Origin of the sequence: Microbacterium sp. (assembly GCF_029263575.1) — a bacterium.
Lineage (GTDB): Bacteria > Actinomycetota > Actinomycetes > Actinomycetales > Microbacteriaceae > Microbacterium.
Genome location: NZ_JAJUFV010000029.1, coordinates 1 through 24,791, shown reverse-complemented (window position 1 = coordinate 24,791; position 24,791 = coordinate 1). Strand labels below are relative to the sequence as shown.

Genomic DNA, 24,791 nt, shown 5'->3' with positions numbered 1-24,791 from the left:
CGGATGCCTGCGCTTCGGATTGCGTGTTGGTGTCGGATGCCTGCGCTTCGGATTCGACGTTGGAGTCCGTCTCCGCGGTGTCGTCGGCGAACGGGGCGCTCCCGGGGACCGTGTTGATGATCCGCGTGGCGTCGGGGTCGTCGGTGTCGCCCGCTCCGCCGGCGTCGGCCGGTGCGGTGAAATGGCTCGCGACGGCGGCGAGTCCGGCAATGCCCGGGAGCGGGCGGTCGGGTTCGGACGCTTCGACAGGCTCAGTGACCGGTTCTGTGGCGGTGGGTGCTTCGGTGGGCTCGGCGGCCGTTTCTGCGTCGGTCGACGCTGCGTCGCCTCCGGAAACGTCGACGGACTCAGCATCCGCTGTGTCGTCCGGGGCGACCTCTTCGACGGGCTCAGCGACCGGTTCCTGCTCCGCGGTGGGTATGTCACGGTCGCTCGCTGAGTGTGTCGAAGCGTCGTCAGCGATCGGCTCGTCGTCGGCAGTGACCGGTTCTGCGGCCGCGGCATCCGTCTTCGGGGTGGGAACGTAACGGTCGTTCACGAGATCGAGGAAGACGTCTTCGAGCGTCGGGCCGCGCTGCTGCAGCGTCGTCAGCGCGACACCCGCGCTGGCGGTGACGCCGCCGATCGTGGCCGCGTCGCTGCCGCGCACGGTCAGGCCCGAACGCAGGATCTCGAACTCGAAGCCCGCGCCGTGCAGCGCGTCGGAGAGCGCCGAGCGGTCGGGTGCGTCGACGACGACCGGACCGGTGCTGGGGTCGGCGAGATCTTCCATCGTCCCGGCGAACTTGAGCTCACCGCGCGAGATCACGAGAATCTCGTCGGCGATCTGCTCGACCTCCGAGAGCACATGAGACGAGACCAGGACGGTGCGCCCCTCGTCGGCGAGGCCGCGGATGAGTGTGCGCATCCACCGGATCCCCTCGGGGTCGAGGCCGTTGGCCGGCTCATCGAGTACCAGCACGCCAGGGTCGCCGATCAGCGCGGTCGCGGCGCTCAACCGTTGGCGCATTCCGAGCGAAAGCGCGGCGACGCGGGTGTCGACGTCCTCACTGAGCCCGACGAACGAGATGAGCTCGCCGACTCGCGAGAGCGAGACGCCGTTCGCCTTGGCAGCGGCGATGAGATGCCGCTCGACGGTGCGGCGGGCACGGAATCCGGGGTCTTCCAGCATGGCGCCGATGACACGGGCAGGATTGCGCAGCTCAGAGAAGCGCTTGCCACCGATCTTCGTCGTGCCGATGGTCGGACGCTCGAGGCCGAGAAGCATCCGCAATGTCGTGGTCTTGCCCGCACCGTTCGGCCCGAGGAATCCGGTGACGACACCGGGATTGACACGCGCGGAAAAGTCTGACACCGCGGCGACGGCGCCGAAGCGCTTCGTCACGCGGTCGAACTCGATCAGCTGTCCGTCGGGCATCCGAGGCCTTTCATGCATGGGCGTTCTATCTATATTGTCAAAGAAACCGCAGATTATCGCATCGAAAGGGCACGCGGCGCACCGATCGGGCGGATGTAACGTGGCATATGTGACTGACACCGATTCCGCCGCTGCGGTTCTCATCCGTACCGAGGGTGCGCTGGGGCGACTCACGCTGAATCGCCCGAAGGCGATCAACGCCCTCGATATCGATATGATCACCCGGCTCACGGCGGCGCTCGATGCCTGGCGTGACGATACTGACGTCGAGATCGTGTTGATCGACGGTGCCGGTGAGCGCGGGCTGTGCGCCGGGGGCGACGTTCGTGCGCTCTACGAGCAGATCGTTGCGGGGCATCCCGAACGCACGGTCGACTTCTTCCGCGCCGAGTACCGGCTCGACGCGATGATCGCCGAGTATCCGAAGCCGGTCGTGGCCTTCGCCGATGGCATCACGATGGGCGGCGGCATCGGGCTCGCGGGCCACGCGGCGATCCGCATCGTCACCGAGCGTTCGAAGCTCGCGATGCCCGAGACGCGCATCGGGTTCACTCCGGACGTCGGCGGCACCTATCTGCTGGGGCGCGCACCCGGCCGGCTGGGTGAGTATCTCGGTCTCACCGGCACAGCGATGACCGGTGCGGATGCCGTGTACGCCGGGTTCGCCGACTATTTCGTTCCTTCTGCGCATCTCGGAGAACTGCGCGAGGCGCTCGCCAAGAGGGCGGATCCCACGAGCCCGTCGGAGCTCGTCCTGCTGTTCGACGAGACGCCTGATGCTTCGCCGCTCGAGGCCGAGCGGGCGTGGATCGACGAGGTGTTCTCGGCGCCGACGATCGGCGAGATCGCGGCGCGCCTCGCTGAGCGGGATGAACCGCTCGCCGTCGAGACTGCGAAGACCCTCGCCGAGCTGTCGCCGACCGCGCTCGCTGTGACGCTGGAGGCGGTGCGCGAGGCCCGCGAGGGTGATCTGCGAGATGCGCTGACGGGGGAGTACCGGCGGGTGCTGTGGTTCGGCGCTCACCATCCCGATCTCGTGGAAGGAATCCGCGCCCAGCTCGTCGATAAGGATCGACAGCCGCGCTGGAAGCCGGCGACGATCGCCGAGCTCGAATCGGATGCCGCGGCCGCCGCCCGCGCGTACGTTCCCGAGGTCGCGCTGTTTATGTGAATGGGTCGCCTCCCATTGCTGCACACAGTGCATAATCGCGTATGATCTGCGATTCGTTCGCCCTGAGCGGATAATCTGCCTACGTCGTTTCGAATGTCCGAGCTTCGTGGCACTCTATCTTTGGCCCACTCGGCTCTTCTTCCTTCAAGGACACCTTCATGCTCGGAAAAATCCTCTTCCGTTACCTCTCTCGATATCGGTGGCTGCTGCTCGGAGTGCTGATATTTCAGTTCGCCAGCGCGCTGGCCACCCTCTACCTGCCTCGTCTGAATGCCGACATCATCGACAAGGGCGTGGCTGAGGCCGACACCGGCTACATCTGGCGAACGGGCGCTTTCATGCTTGCCGTTTCGCTCGGGCAGATCCTTGCCGCGATCATCGCGACGTACTTCGCGGCCAAGGCCGCCATGAGCGTCGGGCGCGACCTGCGCTCTGACGTCTTCTCCCGCGTGAGCGGGTTCTCCGAGCGCGAGGTCTCGCAGTTCGGCGCAGGCTCGCTGATCACGCGCAACACCAACGATGTCCAGCAGGTGCAGATGCTGGCGATGATGGGTGCGACGATGTTCGTCACCGCACCGCTGCTCGCGATCGGCGGCATCATCATGGCGGTGCAGCAAGATGTCGGGCTCAGCTGGCTGATCGCTGTATCTGTGCCCGCGCTGCTGGTCATGGCCGTCATCATCGTCAGCCGTATGGTGCCGCTGTTCCGCCGCAATCAGGGCAAGCTCGACACGATCAACCGCATTATGCGCGAGCAGCTCACCGGAGTACGGGTCGTTCGCGCCTTCGTACGCGAGCCCATCGAAGAAGAGCGCTTCCGCGAAGCGAACACCGAGCTGATGATCCTCGGGCGCAAGATCGGCTCGCTGTTCGTGCTGCTTTTCCCCTTGTTCATGTTGATTCTCAACGTCACCGTCGTGGCGGTCATCTGGTTCGGCGGTATCGAGATCAACGCCGGCAACGTCGAAGTCGGCACGCTGTTCGCCTTCATGCAGTACATCGGGAAGATCATGGGCGGCGTCATCATGGCGAGCTTCATGGCGATCATGATTCCGCGTGCGGCCGTGTCGGCAGAACGCGTCGGCGAGGTGCTCGACGCAGAGGCCGCCATGGAACGGCCGGAGAACGGCGTCCACGCCTTCCCCGCGCCCGGCACGGTCGCCTTCGATGACGCCGAGTTCACCTACCCCGGCGCTGAGGCGCCGGTGCTCAGTGGAATCACCTTCCGTGCCGAACCCGGCGAGACCGTGGCGATCGTCGGTTCGACCGGCGGCGGCAAGACGACGCTGATCTCGCTCATCCCCCGGTTGTTCGACGTCACCGGCGGCGCCGTTCGCGTCGGGGGCGTCGACGTGCGTGAAGCCGATGTCGAGTCCCTGTGGAAGAGCATCGGCCTGGTGCCGCAGCGTCCGTTCCTGTTCACCGGAACGGTCGCATCGAACCTGCGTTACGGACGAGAAGAAGCCACGGACGACGACCTCTGGCACGCGCTCGAGATCGCCCAGGGGCGCGACTTCGTCGAAGAGATGCCCGAAGGGCTCGAATCACGCATCGCGCAGGGCGGTACCAACGTCTCGGGTGGCCAGCGCCAGCGCCTGGCGATCGCCCGTGCGATTGTTCACCGGCCACAGGTCCTCGTGTTCGACGACTCGTTCTCGGCGCTCGATCTCACCACCGATGCTCGTCTCAGACAGGCCCTGTGGCGAGAGCTGCCCGACGTGACCAAGATCGTCGTCGCACAGCGCGTGTCGACCATCACCGATGCGGACCGCATCGTCGTCCTCGACGCTGGCACCATGGTCGGCGTCGGAACACACGACGAGCTGCTCGAATCCAATGAGACGTACCGCGAGATCGTCGAGTCGCAGCTGGGAGTAGATGCATGAGCGACCAGAAGAAGCCGTATGCAGACGCTCCGACCAGCGCGGCCGAAGGGCCCGCAGGCGAGCTCACCGCGGAAGCGCAGTATGAGGCCGAGCTGGCCGAGCAGGCCAGGCAGAACTCGGGCGACTGGGACGCTGTCGCACCGGGCAAAGCCGACAACTTCGGCAAGAGCTTCGCGCGCATGCTCGGTCTGCTGAAGCCTTCGGCCGTCTGGCTCGTGTTCGTCTCGTTCCTCGGTGCGATCGGCGTCGTGCTCATGGTCGCAGCACCCAAAGTGCTGGGCGAGGCGACCAACATCATCTATGAAGGCTTCATCTCGAAGACGCTCGGCGACAATGGCGTGCCTCCGGGCACCAGCCAAGAAGAGATCGTCGAGATGCTCCGCGCACAGGGTCAAGACGACTTCGCCAACATGGTCGCGGCATTCAGCGACTTCCAGGTCGGTGCTGGCATCGACTTCGACCGACTGCGCTGGATCATCATCGCCGTGCTCGCCATCTATGTCGGCGCCGCGGTGCTCGGGTGGCTTCAGGGGTATGTGATCAACGTCATCATGGTGCGAGCCATGTGGCGACTGCGCGACGACGTCGAGGCGAAGATCAATCGCCTGCCGTTGGCGTACTTCGACAAGGTGCAGCGCGGCGAACTGATCTCACGCGTCACCAACGACATCGACAACATCACCCAGACCATGCAGCAGTCGCTGTCGGGCGCGCTGACCTCGGTGCTCACCGTCATCGGCGTGCTGTTCATGATGTTCTCGATCTCGTGGCAGCTCGCTCTTGTCGCTCTCGTCGCACTGCCGCTCATGGGTGTGATCTTCGGTGTCATCGGTCCGCGCTCGCAGAAGGCGTTCGGCATGCAGTGGCGCAAAGTCGGCAGGCTCAACGCGCGCGTCGAAGAGGCCTTCTCCGGCCACGCTCTCGTCAAGGTCTATGGCCGAGAGAAAGATGCGCTCGAGAAGTTCCAGGCTGAGAACGAAGAGCTCTTCCAAGCGAGCTTCAAAGCGCAGTTCCTGTCGGGCATCATCATGCCGGGCATGACCTTCATCGGCAGCCTCACCTACGTCGGCATTGCGGTGCTCGGCGGTCTGATGGTCGCCAGCGGCCAGCTGCGTCTGGGCGATGTGCAGGCTTTCATCCAGTACTCGCAGCAGTTCACTCAGCCCCTGTCGGAGCTCGGTGGCATGGCTGCTGTCGTGCAGTCGGGCACGGCTTCGGCCGAGCGCGTGTTCGACTTCCTCGACGCTGACGAACAAGAGCCCGATGCAGACGACGCCCCCGCCCTGGTGGAGGGCAAGGGCGTGATCGAGTTTGAGCATGTGTCGTTCTCGTACACACCCGAGCGTCCGCTGATCAACGACCTGTCGTTCCGGGTCGAGCCGGGCCAGACGGTCGCGATCGTGGGGCCGACGGGTGCGGGAAAGACCACGCTGGTGAACCTCATCATGCGCTTCTACGAGCTCAGCGGTGGGCGCATCCTGCTCGACGGTCAAGATATCGCCGAGCTCACCCGTTCCGATCTGCGCGCACGCACCGGAATGGTCTTGCAAGACCCGTGGTTGTTCGCCGGCTCGATCCTCGAGAACATCCGTTACGGTCGTGCCAGTGCCACCGACGACGAGGTGCTTGAGGCGGCCAAGGCAACATACGTCGACAGGTTCGTGCACGCGCTTCCCGATGGATACGAGACCGTGCTGGAAGAAGACGCGGCCAACGTCTCGGCGGGTGAGCGACAGCTCGTGACCATCGCCCGGGCATTCGTGGCGAAGCCGTCGATTCTCATCCTCGACGAGGCGACAAGTGCCGTCGACACGCGCACCGAGCTGCTGTTGCAGCAGGCGATGGCAGCCCTGCGACAGGGGCGTACGTCGTTCGTGATCGCGCACCGGCTCTCCACGATTCGCGACGCCGACCTCATCCTGGTGATGGAGCACGGTGACATCGTCGAGAAGGGGTCGCACGACGAACTGATCGCCGCGCAGGGGGCGTATTGGCGCCTGTATCAGTCGCAGTTCGAGCAGGCAGCGACCGACATCGATGCGGAAGAGGCGATGACGGGCGCGATTCCCGTGGTCGCCCAGGGTGATGCCGAACTGACGCCTGAGGCTCAGGCCGAGGCCGAAGAGCGGGCAGGAATCTGACGTTGATGCGGCCGGCGTGATCAGCCGGTCGCGTCGATCCCGAGCAGCTCCAGCGGGTGGGTCAGACGCCACCACGGGCTTGGGCCGTCGACGTTCTCGGCGAGCGAGACGTCGACGGTCGTCGCGTTAACCGGTCCGATGACGCTGAGCGTACCGACGTCGTCGCCATCGGTGCGCTGATCGCCCAGCTCGAACTCCACTGTCGCGTCTGCCGTCGCGCCGTTCCACAGCAGCACGGTCGCATCGTCATCGACCACGACGTCGATGTCGGTTCCCCACGCCGTGCTGATCTCGCCCACGACCGTGCCCGCTGCCACAGCTGGCATCGCCGACGCGAGGGCAGCCTCCGCCTCGGCGAACAGCGAACGCGTCACAGCGAGACGCTCATCATTGCTGCCCTGATTCAACACTGCCGCATACAGGCGCACGGTCGTGCCGTCGACCGTGACGTCCTTCGCGGTGAGCAGACACCACCCGACCAGCGTGCCTGTCTTGATACCGACCACGCCTTCGTCCTGCAGCATCCCGTTGGTGTTCGTGACCGTTCCGGCTCCCGGAAGCTCGACCGATCTGGTGCCGACGATCTCTGCGAACACCGGGTTCTGCATCGCAATGTGGGCGAGGCGCAGCAGAGCTTCGGGTGTCGCGACATTCGCCTCGTCGAACCCTGACGGGGTGACCACGGTGATGTCGTCAAGCCCGTGATTTGCGAGCCAGAGTTTGGCCGCTTGAGCGAACTGTGCGTCCGAGCCCCAGATCTCACGGGCGAGACGGTCGATGTAGTTGTTCGCCGACCCCAGCAGCGTGCCCTGCAGCAGCTGGTACTCCGTCAGCGCGCCACCGACCGGCACATCGAGAGCTGACTGATTCGCACGGCGGTAGTCCCAGTAGTCAGCGTTATCGCTGTAGGTGAAGTGGAACTCGGGGCCATGCTCGCCCGGTTGCAGAGGCAGCGCATCGAGCACCATCATGCTGGAGACGACCTTCGTCACGCTCGCGATCGACGCGGCCGAGTCCGTCGATGAAGCGGCGGGGAATCCTGCGACGCTGACGCCGGCGCTCCCTGCCGTCGGCCACGCGGGAGCAGCGGCGACAGAGGGCATAGCCGTGATCTCGACAGCGTCGACCGTCGGGGCGATCGCGTGCAGCGGCCACAGCAGCATCGTTGCTGAATAGGCGACGGCAAGAGCCGCGAGCGTGCCCAGCGGCGCCAGCCAGCGCGCACGCAACAGCGGCGGGCGCAGCCGAGCATCAGCGAGCAGGCTTGGCCCGGTCTCTCGAGGGACGGCGGCTGCGAGCTCTGCGGGCAGCGACGCCTCTCTGACGTCATCGGCGTCGATCCAGGTGAACGCCGTGGCGGGTCGATCGGCATCCGCCCACTGCGCAGGCGGCGCGTCGACCGCGTCGTGGTCGGCATCCGCTTCACCGGCGGCATCCGCGTCGTCGTCGGCATCGAACCTGATGCCCAGTACGTCGCTGGGGTCATCGGCGACCGTATCCGCGGATTGGTCGATGTCGGCGTCGGCGGATGTCGCGGTATCCGCCCCTGTCTCTTCGTCCGCCGACCCAACGACGACGGCCTCTTCGACGGCCGCTTCGGCAGCCGGGGCATCCGACATGGTCTCCTGCGGAATCGCGGCATCCGCTCCTGAGCCGCCCGAGGCGATGCCCGAGCGCCACGGCATACCCGCAGATCGGGTTCGCGCGCGCAGCTCACGCCGCGTGAGCGTGCCTGTGTCGGGCGTCACATCGTCAGAAGTCACTTGCTTACGCTATCGAATCCGGCTCGTCAATGCGCTTCGCCTACTCCGCGGGAGTGCAACGCCCCACGGGCGGTATGATCGTCTGCACAACCACGGGAGTCCGCGAGCCGGGCTGAGAGGGAGCGAAAAGCGCTTCGACCGTCGAACCTGATCTGGGTCATGCCAGCGCAGGAAGGAGTTCATAATGAGTGCAACTGTGTCCGCTTCGGCATCCGTTTCGAAGGGGCTTCGTCGCCGGGAACTGTGGCGCTGGCGGGTCGTCGACATCGTCGTCGCCAGTGTGATCGCTGTCGCGTGCGCCGTGATCTTTCTGCTCTGGAACGTCGGTTATGAGGTGCCGAGCACACTGCTGAAGCCGTTGCTTCCGGGCATCCAAGGGCTGCTCGCGGGCCCGTGGCTGATCGCTGGCGTGCTGGGCGGCCTGATCATCCGCAAGCCCGGGGCTGCGCTGTATGCCTCGGTCGTCGCCTCGGTGATCTCGGCGCTCATCGGCAACCAGTGGGGTCCGCTCACGATCGCCTCGGGGCTCGTGCAGGGGCTCGGTGCAGAGCTGATCTTCTTGGTCTTCCTCTATGGCGTGTGGCGTCTGCCGGTTGCCATCCTCGCGGGAGCCGGAGCGGGGATCGCGTGCGGAATCAACGACCGTGTGCTGTGGTACCCCGGCGCCGACGTGCTCTTCACCAGCGTGTACATCACCTCGACGACGATCTCGGGTGCGGTCATCGCCGGCCTCGGCGGCTGGCTGATCGTCCGCGGCCTTGCGGCTACGGGAGCGCTCAACCGCTTCGCATCCGGTCGGACGGCCAGCGCGCGGGTGTGACGAGCTCGGTGACAGTTGACGTCACGCTCCCGGCCGCGCTGGAGGCGCGCTCGTGGGGCTGGCGTTACGCCACACGGCGCCGCTGGGCACTGCGCGAGGTCTCGCTGACGATCGAACCCGGCGAGCGGGTGTTACTGCTCGGTGCCTCGGGGTCGGGCAAGTCGACCCTTCTGCAGGGGCTTGGCGGCGTACTCGGCGGGGCGGACGAGGGGGAGGAACTCGGCGAGCTGCTCGTCGATGGTGCGCCGGCCGCCGGTGCGCACGGTCGTGTGGGAATGGTGTTGCAAGACCCCGATACGCAGACGATCCTGACGCGGGTCGGCGATGACGTGGCATTCGGATGCGAGAACCTCGGCGTCCCCAGCGACGAGATCTGGCCGCGTGTCGATGCCGCGCTGGAGGCCGTCGGTCTCGACGTTCCGGTGGAGCGCTCGACGGCAGCGCTGTCCGGTGGCCAGAAGCAGCGTCTCGCCCTGGCCGGGGTGCTCGCCATGCGGCCAGGGGCGATTCTGCTGGACGAGCCGACAGCGAACCTCGACCCGGCCGGGGTCGGCGAGGTCACAGACGCCGTGAAGGCAGCGCTCGATGCGACCGGGGCGACCCTGGTCGTCATCGAGCACCGCATTGACGTGTGGCTGCCGCTGGTCGATCGCGTCATCGTGCTCGGCGCCGCGGATGAGACGACCATCGTGCTCGCCGATGGGAGTCCGGATGCTGTGCTGGGGGAGCGCGGCGGCGAGCTCGCCGCCGCGGGCGTGTGGGTGCCGGGGCATCCGCCCGCATTCCCGCCGGCTCCGGCGAACCGCCCCGGCCCGGTGCTGCTCGAGACCCACGACCTCGTCGTCTCACGTCGTCGGGGCGTGCCGGTGGCCGGTCCGATCGATCTGCATCTGTGCGGCGGAGAGGTGCTCGGCATCGCGGGTGCCAACGGCGCCGGAAAGTCGACGCTCGGGCTCACGCTCGCCGGACTCATCGCCGCCGAGAGCGGACAGGTTGCGGCATCCGTTGAACTCGCAGCCGGTGAGAGGCCAGATCCGGCGAAATGGTCGTCGCGTGCACTGCTCACGCGCATCGGTGCGGTGCTGCAGAGCCCCGAGCATCAACTGCTGGCGCGTACGGTGCGCGAAGAGCTGTCGGTCGGGCCGCGAGCGCTGGGGCTTGCCGAGAGCGAGGTGGCGGCCCGCTCAGACGATCTCATGCGGCGCCTGCGCCTGACCGCGCTGGCTGAGGCGAACCCCTACACGCTCTCCGGCGGTGAGAAACGTCGCCTGACCGTTGCCGCGGCACTGGCCACCCAGCCACGGGTGCTCATGCTCGACGAGCCGACCTTCGGACAGGATGCGGTGACCTGGGCCGAGCTCGTCGGCATCATCGCTGACCTGCGCGAACAGGGATCGGCGATCATCGTCGTCTCGCACGATGACGACGTCATGCGCGCCCTGCACGCTCGACGGATCGAGCTGCGGCCATGACCGACCTCGCCATCGATACCGGCCGCCCCGTGCGCACCGGACCCGTCGCGCCACGCAGCGCCCTGGCGAAACTCGCGACCGCGCTGTTGATCAGCATCCCGCTCATTCTGACGATCGACGTGCTCTCGGCGGCAGTCGCGCTGGTCCTGGAGATCCCCCTGCTGCTGCTTGCTGGGCTGCGGGCACGCGAATTCTGGATGCGCACCGCCGTGCTGTGGATCGCCGCGCCGCTGAGCGCCGTGACGATCGCGCTGTACGGCCAGGCGAGCGGCACCGTCTACGTCGAGTGGCTCGTCGTGCACGTCAGCGATGGGTCACTCACCCTCGCCGCGGCGACGGCAGTGCGTGTGCTGGCGATCGGGCTGCCAGCGGTCGCGCTGTTCATCACGGTCGACCCGACCGAGCTGGCTGATGACCTGGCTCAGCGGGTTCGGCTTCCAGCGCGCTTCGTGGTCGGTGCGCTCGCCGGCATGCGGATGCTCGGGCTGCTCGCCGACGACTGGCGGGCGCTCACCCTGGCCCGACGTGCGCGCGGCGTCGCCGATCAGGGGAGGATTCGCCGGGGTGTCGGAATGGCGTTCGCGCTGTTCGTGCTCGCCGTGCGGCGCGGCTCATCACTCGCGACAGCGATGGAGGCACGCGGTTTCGGCGCCCCCGCGAAACGCACCTGGGCGCGTCCGTCGCAATGGGAACGCGGCGACACGGTACTCGTGTTGGTCGGGATGCTGATTCCCGCTGCCGCGCTCACCACCGCGGTCGTCTTCGGCACCTGGAACTTCATCCTCGGCCCGTCGGTCGCGGGGCAGTGACCTCGCCGTTCATGACTCGGTGGGCCATTGTGCTTGCTCAGGTCGCGTTCCAGAGATCTCGGTAGTAGGCCATGCGCTCGCGGTCGGGCTCGAGTCCATAGGCATGGATCAGCACGTCCTCCCACCCGGGCCCATAGTTCCATTCGGTGCTCATTGAAGCGACTGCGATGTCTGCCCAGCGATCGCCGGTGCCCAGCGCGGCGAGGTCGACATGGGCGAGCGGGGTGCCCGTCGCGTCGAGCAGGGTGTTGGGTGCGCACGCGTCGCCGTGGCACACGACGAGCCGGTCGATCGGTGGTGTTTCGCGGAGATCGTCGGGAACCCGGATGCCGCGGGCTTCAGCATTCGCGACTCTGGTCGCTGTGCTCCATTCCCAGGGGCATTCTTCGACGGGGAGCGTGTCGTGCAGCATCCGCAGGCCCTCCCCGATGGCGCGCACGGCGAGGGCTGGTTTCGCGATCCACTGCGGGTTCACCGCGCTGTCACCGCTGAGCGCCGCGGTCACCAGCCACTCGTGCTCGTCATCCTGCCCCTGTTCGATGACCTCGGGTACGCGTATCCACCGGCGCGCCCAGCGCATCCGCTCGGCCTCGTCGCGCATGCTGGCTTCATCGTTTCGCGGCCCCCACTTGATGAAGCGTTCATCGTTCGTGCGGAAGGTCAATCCGCCGATGTTGTTCAGCCACACCGGGGTGAGCTCTGCGCCGCGTGCGAGGCGGGCGACCGGGGCCGGCACGGCGATGTCGGTGGCGGGAACCGTCATGACAGCAGTTCGCGCAGCGCCTGTTCGAGCACGACGGCGTGGTTGTGCTCGTCGTCGTGTGCGGCATAGACGAGCGTGACGGTCTTGCGCTTCTTCACCTCGGCGGCGAGTTCGTCGAGCGCTTGGGCGGTCTCGCCGTCGAGTTCAGCGCGATAGCGGTCGGCGTACGTGTCCCAGTCATCATCGGATGCCGCGTGCCAGGCTTTGCGCAATTCAGGGCTGGGGGCGGTGTCCTTCGCCCAGAGGTCGATCGCGGCGTCTTCCTTTGAGACGCCCCGCGGCCACAGCCGATCGACCAGGACTCGGAAACCGTCAGAGGATTCAGCGGTGACGTAGGCTCGCTTGCGACGAAGTTCCATGACTCCAGCCAACACCCGCGCGGCCATCCGCGCCAGCGGTGACACTGCGGATCGCGTAGGCTGAAACTCAGTTGCAGGATCGTTCGAGGGAGAACAGATGCAGATTCAGGGATCGGGTGCTCTCATCACCGGGGGTGCTTCAGGACTCGGCCTCGCCACAGCACGTGCGCTTGCCGCGGCCGGTGCGCACGTCACACTGCTCGACCTGTCGTCATCGCCCGGCGCAGAGCGCGCCGTAGAGCTCGGCGGCTCGTTCATCGCCGCTGACGTCACCAGTGCCGACGACGTGACATCCGCCGTCGTCGAGGCCAATGCCCAGGCGCCGCTGCGCATCGTCATCAACTGTGCGGGCATCGCCCCTCCGGCGAAGGTCGTCGATCGAGACGGAAACCCGGCACCGCTCGGAGACTTCGAACGTGTGATCAGCATCAATCTCATCGGCACGTTCAACGTCATCGCGCAGGCATCCGCCGTCATGGCCAAGAACGACGCCGTCGACGGCGCGCGCGGGGTCATCGTGAACACGGCATCCGTCGCCGCCTTCGACGGGCAGATCGGTCAGGCGGCGTACTCCGCGTCAAAGGGCGGGGTGCACGCCATGACGCTTCCCATCGCGCGCGAGCTGGCACGTCACGGCATCCGCGTCGCGACGATCGCCCCCGGCATCATGGAGACTCCCATGCTCGCCGGTCTTCCCGAAGCGGCCCAGGCGTCGCTCGGGCAGCAGGTGCCCTACCCGGCACGCCTCGGCCGCCCCGACGAATACGCTGCACTCGCGCTGAGCATCGTGGAGAACGACTATCTCAACGGCGAGACCATCCGTCTCGACGGCGCCATCCGCATGGCGCCGAAATAGCTCCCCCACACCCGTTCGAATCGCGCAAATTGCTCCATCGCGCACCGCGATACAGCAATTTGCGCGATTCGAAACCCTAGGTATTGGAGAACTCATGACCCTCGCTGGAAAAACCATCCTGATGTCAGGCGGCAGCCGCGGTATCGGACTCGCGATCGCGCTTCGCGCGGCGGCGGATGGCGCGAACATCGCCATGCTCGCCAAGACCGACACCCCGCATCCGAAGCTGGAAGGCACCATCCATACGGCGGCGGACCAGATCCGTGAAGCCGGCGGACAGGCGTTGCCGATCGTCGGAGACGTGCGCGAAGACGACGACATCACCGAAGCGGTCCTGAAGACCCAGGGCGAGTTCGGCGGTATCGACGTCGTCATCAACAACGCCAGCGTCATCGACCTGTCGGGCTCGCTCGACCTGGGCGCCAAGAAGTACGACCTCATGCAGGACGTCAACGTGCGCGGAACGTTCATGCTCTCTCGAGCGGCCATCCCGCAGCTGCGCGAGGCGACGAATCCGCACATCCTGTCGCTGTCGCCGCCGCTGAATCCCACGCCGAAGTGGCTCGGCGCCCATACCGGCTACTCGCTGGCGAAGTTCGGCATGACCATGGTCACCCTCGGTCTCGCCGCAGAGTTCGCCGAAGACGGCATCGCGGCCAACACCCTGTGGCCGCGCACGACGATCGCGACGGCCGCGGTGCAGAACCTGCTCGGCGGAGACAAGGTCATGGCCGCCAGCCGCACCCCCGACATCTATGCGGATGCCGCGTACGCCGTGCTCACGAAGCAGGCGTCGGCGTACTCGGGGCAGAGCCTCATCGTCGAGGACGTGCTCGAGGCGGACGGCGTGACCGACTTCTCGAAGTACGCGGCGGTCCCCGGCACGCCCGACGAGCGCTTGTTCCCGGACATCTTCCTCGGCTGACGTCGCCGCTGGGCGGTGCCGGCCGGCCCAGCCGCTTCTCACCCGTCACCGCGTACCCTGGAGGTATGACCGAGACTCCTCCCGCGCGCCCTGCGAACACCGGAGTGCGCCAGACGCGCCCGCGCACCGAGGGGTGGACGCAGAAGAAAGATGCCGAGGGTCGGCCGCTGCTGCAGTTCGCGAGCCCGAAGCGCGGCAAGCCGCCCGTGCACCTCGCTGACCTGACACCGGCCGAGCGCATCGAGAAGGTGAAGGAGCTGGGCCTGCCCGGATTCCGCGCGAAGCAGCTCGCAACCCACTACTTCACGCACTACACCTCAGACCCCGTCGAGATGACGGATCTGCCCGCCGCCCAGCGCGAGGAATTCGTCGCCGGGATGCTGCCGCCGCTGCTCACTGAAGTGCGACGCCTCGAGACCGACCGTGGCGACACGATCAAGTTCCTCTGGCGTCTGCACGACGGCGCGCTCGTCGAGTCGGTGCTCATGCGCTACCCAGGTCGCATCACCCTGTGCGTCTCGTCGCAGGCCGGATGCGGCATGAACTGTCCGTTCTGCGCCACCGGTCAGGCCGGACTCACGCGCAACATGTCCACGGCCGAGATCATCGAGCAGATCGTGCGCGCGAACCGGCTGATCGCCGAGGGCGGGCTGGGCGGGAAGAAAGCCGACGACCACTCGATGGAGCGCGTCTCGAACATCGTCTTCATGGGAATGGGCGAGCCGCTGGCCAACTACAAGCGGGTGATGGATGCTGTGCGCATCATGGTCGCCCCGCAGCCCGACGGTCTCGGCATGAGCGCTCGCGGCATCACCGTGTCGACGGTCGGGCTGGTTCCGGCCATCCGCAAACTCTCCGACGAGAACATCCCCGTGACCTTCGCGCTGTCGTTGCACGCGCCGGACGACACCCTGCGCGACGAGCTGATCCCGGTCAACTCGCGCTGGAAGGTCGATGAGGCGCTGGATGCCGCACGCGAATACTACGAGAAGACCGGCCGCCGCGTCTCGATCGAGTACGCGCTCATCAAGGACATGAACGACCACGCCTGGCGCGCAGACCTGCTGGCCGAGAAGCTCAACGAGCGCGGCCGGGGCTGGGTGCACGTCAATCCGATCCCGCTGAATCCGACGCCCGAGTCGGTGTGGACGTCGTCGGACAAGGACGTGCAGGACGAGTTCGTCCGCCGGCTCAACGATGCCGGCATCCCCACGACCCTTCGTGACACGCGAGGCAAAGAGATCGACGGTGCCTGCGGTCAGCTCGTCGCGACGACAGAAGACGAGGCCGCCGCCGAGGCGATGGCCTGAGCATCCCCGCCTGTGCGTTCGAATCGCGCAAATTGCTCTGTTTCGGCTGAGAATGCGGCAATTTGCGCGATTCGAATCCGGAGAGGTCATAGCGTGGAGGCATGGTCAACTATCGCTACCTCGGAAACAGCGGCCTGAAGGTCTCGGAGATCACCTTCGGCAATTGGGTCACCCATGCATCCCAGGTCGACGACGCCGCGGCTGTGCAGACCGTGCGCGCTGCCCTCGATGCGGGCATCACGACGTTCGACACAGCAGACACCTACGCGAACACCGCGGCCGAGGTGATTCTCGGCACGGCGCTGAAGGGACAGCGCCGCGAGGGCCTGGAGATCTTCACGAAGGTGTACTTCCCGACCGGGCCCAAGGGCCCGAACGACACCGGCCTCAGCCGCAAGCACATCTTCGAGTCGATCAATGGTTCGCTGCAGCGCCTGGGCACCGACTACGTCGACCTCTACCAGGCGCACCGCTTCGACTACGAGACGCCGCTGGAAGAGACGTTCCAGGCGTTCGCCGATGTCGTCCGTCAGGGCAAGGCCCTATACATCGGGGTCAGCGAGTGGACGGCCGAGCAGCTGCGCGCGGGGCACAAGCTCGCACGGCAGGTGGGCGTGCAGCTCATCTCGAACCAGCCGCAGTACTCGATGCTGCACCGCGTGATCGAGGGCAAGGTGGTGCCGACATCCCACGAGCTCGGCATCTCGCAGATCGTCTGGTCGCCGATGGCGCAGGGTGTGCTCAGCGGCAAGTATCTGCCGGGCCAGCCGGTGCCGGCCGGGTCGCGCGCGACCGATGCGAACAGCGGCGCCGAGTTCATCAAGCGCCTCCTGCAGGACGACATCCTCACGGCCGTGCAGCGGCTGAAGCCGATCGCGGCCGACGTCGGTCTCACGATGCCGCAGCTCGCGATCGCCTGGGTGCTGCAGAACCCCAATGTCGCCGCGGCGCTAGTCGGAGCATCCCGTCCCGAGCAGCTCACCGACACAGTCAAGGCATCAGGCGTCACACTTGAAGACGATGTCCTCGAGGCGATCGACACAGCCCTTAAGGGCGTGGTCAACAGCGACCCGGCGCACACCTACACGGTCTCGCCGAAGACCCGGCTGGTCTGAAGCTGGTGCCGAGTGCTCCCTGCGCTTGGACAAGTGCCCCCGGCGTCGCCTGTCACGCGAGGGTGATGTCGACCTGAATCTCGGTCGCGAGGCGCTCGAGGTCGGTGCGCAGCGATTCCAGGTCCGCGGATGCCGGCACCTCCGCCGTCACGGATGCCTCGAACAACCGCCCGCCGGCCATCGCAGCGTCGCGCGTCGTCGTGGTCATGTCGTCGATGCTGAGCTGGTGCGTGCTGAGCACGGCCGAGATCTCACGCACGATCCCGGGCCGGTCGTTGCCGAGGATTTGCAGCGCCACGGGCCGGGTCGCGGATGCCGCGGCGTCGCTGCCCGCGTGCACCCCGACGGTCAGACCGTCGAGTCGCTGCAGTGCTCCGGTGAGCTCGTCGGTGCGGTCTTCTGGAACGGACACCTGCACGACGCCCGCGAAGACTCCGGCGAGTTCGGCGAGCTGGCTGTTCTCCCAGTTGCCGCCGTGGGCGTCGACGACATCGGCGACGGCGGCGACGAGTCCGGGGCGATCGGATCCGACGATGGTGAGAATCAGAGTGCTCATGTGGTCAGCGTAACCATCTGCGCTGCGAGCGCTACCCCGACCAGCGGCCGGTGCGCAGGAAATCGTCGAGGCGTGCGCGGTGCGCAGCGAGATCCCAGCCCTGGGCCGCGACCCATTCGTCTGAGTAGTACGTTCCGGCGTAACGCGCTCCGCCGTCACAGATCAGTGTGACGACGCTGCCCTGGCGTCCGGCGTCGAGCATCCGCGCGATCAGCTGGAAGGCGCCGACGAGGTTCGTCCCTGTCGAACCGCCCGCCCAGTGCATCGTGCGTTCTTTCAGTAGGCGCACGGCCGCGACGGACGCGGCATCCGGAATCTGCAACATCTCATCGATCACGCCCGGGACGAATGAGGGTTCGACGCGGGGTCGGCCGATTCCTTCGATGCGGCTGGGCATGCCGGTGGTGTAGTCGGCCGAGCCGGTGCTCCAACCGCCGTAGAACGCCGACCCTTCTGGGTCGACGACGGCGACCTTCGTCGGATGCTGGCGGTAACGGACGTAGCGCCCGAATGTCGCGCTGGTGCCGCCGGTTCCGGCTCCGACGACGATCCAGTCGGGGATCGGATGCCGCTCACGGGCGAGCTGGCTGAAGACGCTCTCGGCGATGTTGTTGTTCCCGCGCCAATCAGTGGCGCGTTCGGCGTACGAGAACTGGTCGAGATAATAACCGCCGCATTCGTGCGCGAGCCGCTCGGCCTCGCTGTACATCTCGGGCGCGCGGTCGACATAATGGCAGCGGCCGCCATAGAACTCGATGAGCTCGATCTTCTCGGGGCTGGTCGAGCGCGGCACGACGGTGATGAAGTCGAGCCCGAGCATCCGCGCGAAGTATGCCTCCGACACCGCCGTGGACCCGCTGGATGCTTCGACCAGCGTCGTTCCCTCATCGATGCGTCCGTTGACGAGGCCGTACAGCAACAGCGATCGGGCGAGGCGGTGCTTCAGCGACCCGGTCGGATGCACCGACTCATCTTTGAGATACAGATCGATGCCCCACTCGGCAGGCAGGGGGAAGACGTGCAGATGCGTGTCAGCGCTGCGGTTGGCATCGGCCTCCAGCAGGGCGATCGCATGGCTGGTCCACGAACTCATGCGAACAGCGGTGGCAGGAAGGCAATCGCGGCCACTGCCGCGGCGACGATCAGAACGACCGTGATGACGATCTTCCACCGCGCTCGCCGGGGCGGTCGCACGATCGGGGAGGGTTTGGTCAGCGGTCCCGGCGTCGCAGCGGGGCGATCGGAAACGTCGAGCAGCGGAGGGTCGTCTTCGTGCTCAGTGACCATCAGCATCCTTCCTCAGGCACATCTCGATAGCGACTGTACCCGCAGGTGGGTCAGGGGACGAGACCTGTGCGGTGTTGCGGGTGAGATGCGGGGCGGCGCGCGCAGGTGAGATCGCGACCATTGTCGTGGGCGCGTGCGACCTTGGTGTCGTCTTCGCATGACTTTCGGAGCGACCCGCACCGATTCCCTCGCGCCGAGAGGGCGACCGTTTCTACACTCCTGAGCAACGCCGGCCGGTGTGCGGAGGGCCCGGCGCGGGAAGTATCCACAACCAGATGCCTGTGCTCGCACCGCCAGCGCACTCCGCACGACACCGCAAGGAGATGAGAAATGAGTATTACGCAAGGTCTCGCCGTCGACTCACCCCGGGTGATCACCCGCAACCTGTCCGGGGCAGGCATCGCGCTCGCAGTGACTGCGGCCGCTGTGATCTTCGGTGGCGTGTACGGGCCGGAAGTCGTGAAGTCGATCATCACGGCGCTGGGAGTCACGGAGGCCGGCGTCGCGGTCGCGATCGTGAATGCTGTGCTCGCCGGGTCCGCTGTCGCAACCGTCGTCGCCGCATTGATCGGCGGGGGTGTCGGCGGAGCGGCGATCGCCGCAATCCGGTGGGCGATCGGCTACTACGGCAAGAAGAAGTCCATCGAATAAGCATTCGCCGAAAAACAACGCCACGACATCATGAATGCAACACTCGCAGTCAGTGCTGACGCACATGTCGATGGGAGCGGACGTACGTGGCGTTGGGCCGCGGGGGTGACGGTCGCACTCTGGGCCGTCACTCTTGCGCTCGGCACAGCGGCGCAGCTCCCTTTTGATGTGACACCGCAGGACGACTCTTATCACCCCTGGGACCAGGTGCCGATCATTTTCGTCAACAATCTCGCCGTGGGCGTCACCATCTACGCAGGCGTGATCAGCTTCGGGGCGATCGCTGTGGCGATGACGATTCTCTCGGGCATCTACATCGGGTCGGTCATCGGCCTCGCCGTGAGCGCGTGGGGGGTCGCTGGAGCCTTCGAGGCGTTCTGGCCGTTTCTTCTCCTGGAGATCCTCGGTTTCATGTTCTTCACATTCGCGGGACTGCTTCCCGTGTTCCGGGCGCGGCTCGCATTCCGTGCGAACACCGCTGCGCGCGTCAGGTCAACATCTCGTATCGTTGACATTCTTTATCGAACCGCCGCCCAGATCGCGGCAAGCCTGCCGTTTGCTATCTTTGCCGCAGTACTGCTTGCTGTCGGTGCGGTGCTCGAAGTCGCAGGAGGGCTGCCACGATGAACACACAACCGACCGACACGAGCCCGGTGAGCGCACCGGCAGCGGCAGTACCTGCTCCGATCCCACGCGAGCTGCGGCGGTCGAGATTCACCGCGCTGTGGATGATCGCCAACCTCGCTGCAGCGGCGGTCGCCACGTTCGCTCTGACGCCGATCATCGATGAGCAGATCGCAGCTGGTGATATCGAGATCGCTGAGGGATTCCACGGTCTCGCCCGCGCGACGGCACTGACGCTCGTTCTGTTCGGCACGTTCGTCACCTACCTCGTGCTGCGACTGGGCGCCGTGCTCATCGGTCGTTCGCTGCGCGTGCACGACCAGCCGAAGTCCGTCACACTCGCTCCGGTGATGGTGCGCGGCATCGACGTCGGGCACCTGGCGCTCACCTGCCTCGTCGCGGCCGGGCTGCCCCAGCTGTTGCCGCACGGCCTGGGCGTGTGGGTGCTTCTCGCGGTCGTCGCGATCATCGTCGCGCTGCTCTGGCTGTGGCATCCGACACTGCGTCACGCACCCTCGCGCGGCTACACCGCCCTGTATCTCGCGGCCGTGGCGGTTCCGGTGATCGGAGTCGCTCTGACACAGATTGCGCGGTGGTGAGCGGTGACCGGCGGTAACACGACGATGAGGCGTGGTTTTCGATCGGTCACTCGGGCGGTTCCCGCTGTGGCGGCCGTGGCGCTCGTGGCCGGCGGCGTCGTCGGTCTCGTGCTCAGCGGTTCCAATGCAATGGGCGCCCCGGCGGAGACCTTCGCCATCTTGCAGATCATGCGTGTGATGTGCGCGGTCGCGATCGTGGTTATTCCGCTCCTGCTGATCCCGTTCCTGCTGCGGCCGGCGCTGCTGCCCGTTCTCGGGGTGTCGCTGTACGCGATCGGCATGGTCGCCGCGGCGATGCTGAGCGCTTTCCTGCGCGACGAGCCGCTGTTGTGGGTGCCCGCCGTCGCCGCCGTGCTGAGTGCGATCGCATCGATCGTGCAGCTGAATCGTTCATACACCGCGCGCGAGGAACAGCGCGGCACCCGTGACGCGCTGGGCCCGCACGATACAGAGACCGATCCGTCGACGAGCACCTGATGCCGACGGTCACGCAGCCCATGCGCACACTTCCCGCGGCAGCGGCGCTCGAGCGCCGCGATTCGCGTCTGCGGGAACTACGGATCGTCATCGGCGTCGAGGTGACGATGTGGGCTCGCGAGAACGGTCTGACATCACATGCGCGCTCCACCACGAACGTGATCATCACACTGGTGACGCTCGTCGGGGCAGGGATCGTGCTGCTCGGCCTCACGACGGTGCTGTGCGCCCTGCTCATCCCCGACATCCTTGAGGCCGCAGCGGGGCCGATCGTGCTGCTGTGCCAGGTGATGATGCTCGGCACCGCTCTCAGCGCGTCATCGGCATCATCGCGCGCGAACGCGCAGTTCTCGCCCTACCGCCGCCTGTATGTCGATGCGCTGCGCGTGCCCGAACCGACCGTGGTGTTCGTGCGCGGTCAGCTGCTGCCGCTCATCCGCCTCGTGGTGCTCGCGATCGTCGCCGTTGTGTTCACGATTCCGGCCGGGCCGCTGCCGTTGCTGCTGCCCGGGACGCTCGCACTCGCTGCCGTGGCGGTCTGGTGTGTGCTTCGGGTGGTGCCTCTTCCGCCAGGCACCTCGCGGGTGGGAGTCGTCGCCGCGCTCGTCGCGGCCGTCGCTGGCGTGCTGCTCGGACTGCTGTTCCGCGCGGTTCCCACACTGTGGAGCAATCAGACCCCCGTGCTCGCGTGGCTCGCCGAGACGGCGGAGACGTTGCGGTGGGCTGCGCAGGTGACCCCGGCCGCCGCCATCGTCATTCTCGCGGTGGCGGGCGGATCCGCCTGGGTCGCATCGCGTCATCGTCTGTCGCCCGTGCGCGCTCGTCGCACTGCGCGCACCTGGCCTCGAGCTTTCCTGGCAATGACAGCACGCAGCACGGGGCGCGGTTCGGTGCTGCTGCGTCGCACGGCGAAACCGCTCGCGATCTCGGTCGCAGCCCTCGCCGTCGCCGCCGCGATCGCACCGGGGACATTCACCGGCGATCATGCCGTCGGCATCGGCCTGAGAGCGGTGCCACTCGTCGTTGCGATGCTCGTGGTCACCGCCCTGTCCTCCTTCTTCGGCGCCATGCACGTGCTGCCGATGCTGAATCTGGCCGCCCGATATTCGTCCGTACCTGCGTCGAGGACAGCGGTTGCGGCATACCTGGGCGTTCTGACCCTGTGGATCGTGCCGGGGCCCGTCGCGACGGCGACCGCTCTCTTCGCGCTTACCGGCGACGTACGCATCATCATCGTCGGTGCGACGACCGCGATCGCCGCGGTGGCAGGGTTGCTGGTCGGCTCGCTCTTCGACCGATTCGCGCTTACCCTGCCCGACGGAACGATCGAACTGAGCCTGTGGGGGCACACGCTCACGGGGCTGGTTCCCACGCTGCTCACCGTCCCCGGAGCGCTCGGCGGCACGGTCGGCATGCTCGTGGCGGGTGTGCTCGCCGTGCTCGCGGTGTTCGTCGCGAGCGCCGTGCTGATCAGGAGGATACGACCACTATGACCACGATGACGATCGACCAGGTCTCGGCGGGCTACGGCTCGTCGCCCGATGTGATCCATGCCGTCAGCGCGACGTTCGGGCCCGGGGTCACCCACATCACCGGGACGAACGGCAGCGGAAAATCGACGCTGCTCGAGATCCTCGCCTCGAACGTCCTTCCTCGCTCGGGCTCGGCGCACATCGGGTCATGCTCTGTGACCGACCCTCGAACCCGCACGAAGCGCACGTATGTGCCGCACGAGGTCGGCTTGATCCCTGCGCTGAGTCTGCACGAGCACGTGCTGCTCGCCGCACCGGAGGCCGATGAGACCGCGCTCGCCCGTGCGGTGGACGGGTGGGGGCTTCGCGAATGGTTCGGTGCCCCGGTCGAAGACCTCTCCACCGGCAATCGGCGCAAGGCCTGGTTGCTGCTGTGCCTGCTCGATGTCACCGAGTTCGTCCTTCTCGATGAGCCGTTCAACGGGCTCGACGCCGATTCTGTCGAGTACCTGAGTGCGTGCATCCGTGAATGGGCTGCACAGCAGCGCGTCGTGGTGCTGGTCGCGCACGCGCTACCCGAATCGCTGCGGGCCGCGCGTCCTCGCGTGCTGCGTCTGCAGGACGGGAGGGTGCGCGATGATTGAGATCACCGACGTTCGGAAGATCTACGGCACGACGGCGGTGCTGGACGGTGTCTCTCTGACAGCCCGTCCGGGGCAAGTGACGGCGCTGGTCGGGCCGAACGGCGCGGGCAAGTCCACGCTCATGCGGGTGCTGCTGGGGCTCGAAGTCGCCGACGGTGGAACGGCACATCTCTGCGGACGACGCTACGACGACCTGGTGAATCCGCAGGCCATGATCGGCGCGGCGCTGGATCCGACCTGGTTGGCGGGCGCACGTCGGGCTCGTGACGAACTGCGCCTCGCCGCGGCCGCCGGACGGCTTCCTCGTTCGGCAGCGGATGCCGCGCTGTCGAGTGCCGGGCTCGCGAATGTGGCAGAGCAACGGGTGCGGAGCTTCTCGCTTGGTATGCGCCAGCGTCTTTCGCTCGCTCGCGCGATCATCGCCGAGCCCGCGATCCTCGTGCTGGACGAACCGACCAACGGGCTCGACGTGGACGGCGTGCTGTGGCTGCGGCAGCTTCTCCGCTCCTACGCTGACGGGGGCGCGACGGTGCTGTTCTCTTCCCACGTGCTTACCGAGATCGATCAGATTGCCGACCGCATCATCGTCCTGCAGGGCGGGCGCATCACTCTCGATCGCGCTGTCGCGGCGGCCGGAGAGGACCAGGACAGGTTCACCGTCACGGCGATGGCCGATGAGCCGGGCGAACTCGCCCGGCTGCTCACCGAACGAGGGATGACGGTCTTCGTCGACGGGCGTCGGCTCAGCGTGAGCGGGCAGCGAGCGCGCACCGTGGCGGCGCTGGCTTACACTGCGGGCATATTCGTCGAGTCGGTTTTCGAATCTCAACGCAGCCTTGAAGACGAGTACCGTTCGATGGTCGAACCGGCGGCGATCGGAGCGATCAGATGAGCTCGGTGACGGTGAGTAAGAGGACACGGGCCGGTCTGCGCACGACGCCGCAACGGTTCACAGACGTCCTGCGTGCCGAGGCGCTGCGACTGACGACGCTGAACAAACCAGTTGTACTGGTGATCGTCGCGCTGATCATCGCCACCGTGTTCGCGGCTCTCGCTGCTGGGCTGGGGCAGGCCGTTGCCGCGATGGGCGGTATGTACGAACGGGAGGGCACCGGCATGCTATCGCGCGCTGCAGTGTCGGGTGCGACGGTTCTCGCCTTGCTGGTCGGCGCGATCGCGATCGATATCACCGGTGCGGAGCGGGCCTCAGGCGCTCGGCATCTGACGAACCTCGGCACGCCTCGGCGTGGCCGCACCTACCTCGCCCGGTTGTGTGTACTGGTGTGCGGGGGCGCCGTGGTGGGGTTGGTGGCACTCACGATCTGCACTCTCGTGGTCGTCGGGATCAGCGCGGCATCTGGCGCGACGGCCCCATTCGCATCGGCCGGGCTGTCACTGTCTCGTGCGGCCGGGATGCTGCTGACGATGGCGCTCGTCGTCGGTCTCGCCCACGGCGTGGTCTGGCTCGTGCCGCACACGCTGGCGGCGATCGGGATCGTCGTCACGATCGTCTGGGTAGCGCCGATCGTGTTCCGCGCGCTGGGAGGCGCTGAGCCGGGTCATGCGATGCACACGGTGCTGCGGGCGCTTCCGGCAGAGCACCTCGGCGCGCTCACCGCTGGCGAGGGCACGTGGGTAGCGGTCGTGGTCGCCGGCGCGTGGACGTTCGCCGCG

Annotated in this window: 25 protein-coding genes and 1 riboswitch; of the genes, 18 read left to right on the top strand and 7 right to left on the bottom strand. The window is 66.8% G+C overall.

What is annotated here, in order from left to right:
* Positions 1–1,435 (bottom strand): ATP-binding cassette domain-containing protein (locus Q1J95_RS05030; RefSeq protein ID WP_300266209.1); only part of this gene is annotated, 1,435 nt, incomplete at its 3' end.
* A gap of 91 nt (positions 1,436–1,526) precedes the next feature.
* Here Q1J95_RS05030 and Q1J95_RS05025 point away from each other — a divergent pair.
* The 3 genes from Q1J95_RS05025 (at position 1,527) to Q1J95_RS05015 (ending at position 6,615) form a co-directional block, all read left to right on the top strand.
* Positions 1,527–2,588: an enoyl-CoA hydratase/isomerase family protein gene (locus tag Q1J95_RS05025; protein WP_300266208.1), complete on the top strand. Its 1,062-nt coding sequence runs from the start codon at positions 1,527–1,529 to the stop codon at positions 2,586–2,588.
* 158 nt (positions 2,589–2,746) lie between these two features.
* Positions 2,747–4,474, top strand: coding sequence for an ABC transporter ATP-binding protein (locus tag Q1J95_RS05020; protein ID WP_300266206.1), 1,728 nt, complete (start codon positions 2,747–2,749; stop codon positions 4,472–4,474).
* Positions 4,471–6,615 carry an ABC transporter ATP-binding protein gene (locus Q1J95_RS05015; protein ID WP_300266205.1) on the top strand — a complete coding sequence of 715 codons (2,145 nt, stop codon included), beginning with the start codon at positions 4,471–4,473 and terminating at the stop codon, positions 6,613–6,615. Before Q1J95_RS05020 ends, Q1J95_RS05015 begins: the two co-directional genes overlap by 4 nt.
* 20 nt (positions 6,616–6,635) lie before the next feature.
* On the opposite strand, the gene Q1J95_RS05010 is transcribed toward Q1J95_RS05015, so the two are convergent.
* Positions 6,636–8,378 carry a D-alanyl-D-alanine carboxypeptidase gene (locus Q1J95_RS05010; RefSeq protein WP_300266204.1) on the bottom strand — a complete coding sequence of 581 codons (1,743 nt, stop codon included), beginning with the start codon at positions 8,376–8,378 and terminating at the stop codon, positions 6,636–6,638.
* Positions 8,379–8,460: 82 nt separating this feature from the next.
* Positions 8,461–8,569: riboswitch (TPP riboswitch) on the top strand.
* On the opposite strand from Q1J95_RS05010, the gene Q1J95_RS05005 reads away from it, so the two are divergent.
* From Q1J95_RS05005 to Q1J95_RS04995, 3 genes are all read left to right on the top strand, one after another.
* Positions 8,563–9,198 (top strand): ECF transporter S component, encoded by a 636-nt coding sequence (locus tag Q1J95_RS05005; protein WP_300266203.1) that lies wholly within the window; start codon positions 8,563–8,565, stop codon positions 9,196–9,198. (Overlaps the previous riboswitch by 7 nt.)
* A gap of 8 nt (positions 9,199–9,206) precedes the next feature.
* Complete coding sequence (locus tag Q1J95_RS05000; RefSeq protein WP_300266202.1) at positions 9,207–10,670, top strand: ABC transporter ATP-binding protein; 1,464 nt, start codon at positions 9,207–9,209, stop codon at positions 10,668–10,670.
* The gene (locus Q1J95_RS04995; RefSeq protein WP_300266201.1) at positions 10,667–11,479 is read left to right on the top strand and encodes an energy-coupling factor transporter transmembrane protein EcfT; all 813 of its coding nucleotides are present in this window, start codon (positions 10,667–10,669) and stop codon (positions 11,477–11,479) included. Before Q1J95_RS05000 ends, Q1J95_RS04995 begins: the two co-directional genes overlap by 4 nt.
* Positions 11,480–11,516: 37 nt before the next feature.
* On the opposite strand, the gene Q1J95_RS04990 is transcribed toward Q1J95_RS04995, so the two are convergent.
* Both Q1J95_RS04990 and Q1J95_RS04985 read right to left on the bottom strand, forming a co-directional pair.
* Positions 11,517–12,242 (bottom strand): aminoglycoside 3'-phosphotransferase, encoded by a 726-nt coding sequence (locus tag Q1J95_RS04990; RefSeq protein WP_300266200.1) that lies wholly within the window; start codon positions 12,240–12,242, stop codon positions 11,517–11,519.
* Positions 12,239–12,601, bottom strand: coding sequence for a DUF488 domain-containing protein (locus Q1J95_RS04985; protein WP_300266199.1), 363 nt, complete (start codon positions 12,599–12,601; stop codon positions 12,239–12,241). The genes Q1J95_RS04990 and Q1J95_RS04985 overlap by 4 nt, the downstream gene beginning before the upstream one ends.
* A gap of 97 nt (positions 12,602–12,698) precedes the next feature.
* Between Q1J95_RS04985 and Q1J95_RS04980 the strand changes: the two genes are divergently transcribed.
* From Q1J95_RS04980 to Q1J95_RS04965, 4 genes are all read left to right on the top strand, one after another.
* On the top strand, positions 12,699–13,457 hold the full coding sequence (locus tag Q1J95_RS04980; protein WP_300266198.1) for an SDR family NAD(P)-dependent oxidoreductase: 759 nt from the start codon (positions 12,699–12,701) through the stop codon (positions 13,455–13,457).
* 94 nt (positions 13,458–13,551) lie between these two features.
* A complete protein-coding gene (locus Q1J95_RS04975; protein WP_300266197.1) occupies positions 13,552–14,382 on the top strand; it encodes an NAD(P)-dependent oxidoreductase in 831 nt (276 codons plus the stop codon).
* 65 nt (positions 14,383–14,447) lie between these two features.
* Positions 14,448–15,692: a 23S rRNA (adenine(2503)-C(2))-methyltransferase RlmN gene (rlmN, locus tag Q1J95_RS04970; protein ID WP_300266195.1), complete on the top strand. Its 1,245-nt coding sequence runs from the start codon at positions 14,448–14,450 to the stop codon at positions 15,690–15,692.
* A gap of 101 nt (positions 15,693–15,793) precedes the next feature.
* Complete coding sequence (locus Q1J95_RS04965; protein ID WP_300266194.1) at positions 15,794–16,807, top strand: aldo/keto reductase family protein; 1,014 nt, start codon at positions 15,794–15,796, stop codon at positions 16,805–16,807.
* A 52-nt stretch (positions 16,808–16,859) separates the two neighbouring features.
* On the opposite strand, the gene Q1J95_RS04960 is transcribed toward Q1J95_RS04965, so the two are convergent.
* Genes Q1J95_RS04960 through Q1J95_RS04950 form a run of 3 tightly spaced genes read right to left on the bottom strand, consistent with a single transcriptional unit; the run spans position 16,860 to position 18,650 of the window.
* Complete coding sequence (locus tag Q1J95_RS04960; RefSeq protein WP_300266193.1) at positions 16,860–17,363, bottom strand: ACT domain-containing protein; 504 nt, start codon at positions 17,361–17,363, stop codon at positions 16,860–16,862.
* Between the two features lie 31 nt (positions 17,364–17,394).
* Positions 17,395–18,456 carry a PLP-dependent cysteine synthase family protein gene (locus tag Q1J95_RS04955; protein ID WP_300266192.1) on the bottom strand — a complete coding sequence of 354 codons (1,062 nt, stop codon included), beginning with the start codon at positions 18,454–18,456 and terminating at the stop codon, positions 17,395–17,397.
* Positions 18,453–18,650: a hypothetical protein gene (locus tag Q1J95_RS04950; protein ID WP_300266190.1), complete on the bottom strand. Its 198-nt coding sequence runs from the start codon at positions 18,648–18,650 to the stop codon at positions 18,453–18,455. Before Q1J95_RS04950 ends, Q1J95_RS04955 begins: the two co-directional genes overlap by 4 nt.
* Positions 18,651–18,980: 330 nt before the next feature.
* Here Q1J95_RS04950 and Q1J95_RS04945 point away from each other — a divergent pair, with 330 nt between their 5' ends.
* The 8 genes from Q1J95_RS04945 to Q1J95_RS04910 all read left to right on the top strand — a co-directional run.
* Complete coding sequence (locus tag Q1J95_RS04945) at positions 18,981–19,301, top strand: hypothetical protein (RefSeq protein WP_300266189.1); 321 nt, start codon at positions 18,981–18,983, stop codon at positions 19,299–19,301.
* 105 nt (positions 19,302–19,406) lie between these two features.
* On the top strand, positions 19,407–19,928 hold the full coding sequence (locus Q1J95_RS04940; protein ID WP_300266188.1) for a stage II sporulation protein M: 522 nt from the start codon (positions 19,407–19,409) through the stop codon (positions 19,926–19,928).
* Complete coding sequence (locus tag Q1J95_RS04935) at positions 19,925–20,524, top strand: hypothetical protein (protein ID WP_300266187.1); 600 nt, start codon at positions 19,925–19,927, stop codon at positions 20,522–20,524. Before Q1J95_RS04940 ends, Q1J95_RS04935 begins: the two co-directional genes overlap by 4 nt.
* 66 nt (positions 20,525–20,590) lie before the next feature.
* A complete protein-coding gene (locus Q1J95_RS04930; protein WP_300266185.1) occupies positions 20,591–21,001 on the top strand; it encodes a hypothetical protein in 411 nt (136 codons plus the stop codon).
* Positions 21,001–22,494, top strand: coding sequence for a hypothetical protein (locus tag Q1J95_RS04925; protein WP_300266184.1), 1,494 nt, complete (start codon positions 21,001–21,003; stop codon positions 22,492–22,494). The genes Q1J95_RS04930 and Q1J95_RS04925 overlap by 1 nt, the downstream gene beginning before the upstream one ends.
* Positions 22,491–23,117 (top strand): ATP-binding cassette domain-containing protein, encoded by a 627-nt coding sequence (locus tag Q1J95_RS04920; protein WP_300266183.1) that lies wholly within the window; start codon positions 22,491–22,493, stop codon positions 23,115–23,117. Before Q1J95_RS04925 ends, Q1J95_RS04920 begins: the two co-directional genes overlap by 4 nt.
* Positions 23,110–24,009: an ATP-binding cassette domain-containing protein gene (locus Q1J95_RS04915; RefSeq protein ID WP_300266182.1), complete on the top strand. Its 900-nt coding sequence runs from the start codon at positions 23,110–23,112 to the stop codon at positions 24,007–24,009. The genes Q1J95_RS04920 and Q1J95_RS04915 overlap by 8 nt, the downstream gene beginning before the upstream one ends.
* Before the next feature lie 11 nt (positions 24,010–24,020).
* Positions 24,021–24,791: hypothetical protein (locus tag Q1J95_RS04910; protein WP_300266181.1), on the top strand; the 771-nt coding region annotated here is incomplete at its 3' end.

Excerpts from the sequence above, each read along its gene's own strand:
- Q1J95_RS04950 (WP_300266190.1), bottom strand. The coding sequence starts at position 18,650 with ATGGTCACTGAGCACGAAGACGACCCTCCGCTGCTCGACGTTTCCGAT.
- Q1J95_RS04945 (WP_300266189.1), top strand. The coding sequence starts at position 18,981 with ATGAGTATTACGCAAGGTCTCGCCGTCGACTCACCCCGGGTGATCACC.
- Q1J95_RS04935 (WP_300266187.1), top strand. The coding sequence starts at position 19,925 with ATGAACACACAACCGACCGACACGAGCCCGGTGAGCGCACCGGCAGCG.
- Q1J95_RS05005 (WP_300266203.1), top strand. The coding sequence starts at position 8,563 with ATGAGTGCAACTGTGTCCGCTTCGGCATCCGTTTCGAAGGGGCTTCGT.
- Q1J95_RS04965 (WP_300266194.1), top strand. The coding sequence starts at position 15,794 with ATGGTCAACTATCGCTACCTCGGAAACAGCGGCCTGAAGGTCTCGGAG.
- Q1J95_RS04985 (WP_300266199.1), bottom strand. The coding sequence starts at position 12,601 with ATGGAACTTCGTCGCAAGCGAGCCTACGTCACCGCTGAATCCTCTGAC.
- Q1J95_RS04925 (WP_300266184.1), top strand. The coding sequence starts at position 21,001 with ATGCCGACGGTCACGCAGCCCATGCGCACACTTCCCGCGGCAGCGGCG.
- Q1J95_RS04920 (WP_300266183.1), top strand. The coding sequence starts at position 22,491 with ATGACCACGATGACGATCGACCAGGTCTCGGCGGGCTACGGCTCGTCG.
- Q1J95_RS05015 (WP_300266205.1), top strand. The coding sequence starts at position 4,471 with ATGAGCGACCAGAAGAAGCCGTATGCAGACGCTCCGACCAGCGCGGCC.
- Q1J95_RS04995 (WP_300266201.1), top strand. The coding sequence starts at position 10,667 with ATGACCGACCTCGCCATCGATACCGGCCGCCCCGTGCGCACCGGACCC.
- Q1J95_RS04980 (WP_300266198.1), top strand. The coding sequence starts at position 12,699 with ATGCAGATTCAGGGATCGGGTGCTCTCATCACCGGGGGTGCTTCAGGA.
- Q1J95_RS05020 (WP_300266206.1), top strand. The coding sequence starts at position 2,747 with ATGCTCGGAAAAATCCTCTTCCGTTACCTCTCTCGATATCGGTGGCTG.
- Q1J95_RS04915 (WP_300266182.1), top strand. The coding sequence starts at position 23,110 with ATGATTGAGATCACCGACGTTCGGAAGATCTACGGCACGACGGCGGTG.
- rlmN (WP_300266195.1), top strand. The coding sequence starts at position 14,448 with ATGACCGAGACTCCTCCCGCGCGCCCTGCGAACACCGGAGTGCGCCAG.
- Q1J95_RS04975 (WP_300266197.1), top strand. The coding sequence starts at position 13,552 with ATGACCCTCGCTGGAAAAACCATCCTGATGTCAGGCGGCAGCCGCGGT.
- Q1J95_RS04960 (WP_300266193.1), bottom strand. The coding sequence starts at position 17,363 with ATGAGCACTCTGATTCTCACCATCGTCGGATCCGATCGCCCCGGACTC.
- Q1J95_RS04990 (WP_300266200.1), bottom strand. The coding sequence starts at position 12,242 with ATGACGGTTCCCGCCACCGACATCGCCGTGCCGGCCCCGGTCGCCCGC.
- Q1J95_RS04955 (WP_300266192.1), bottom strand. The coding sequence starts at position 18,456 with ATGAGTTCGTGGACCAGCCATGCGATCGCCCTGCTGGAGGCCGATGCC.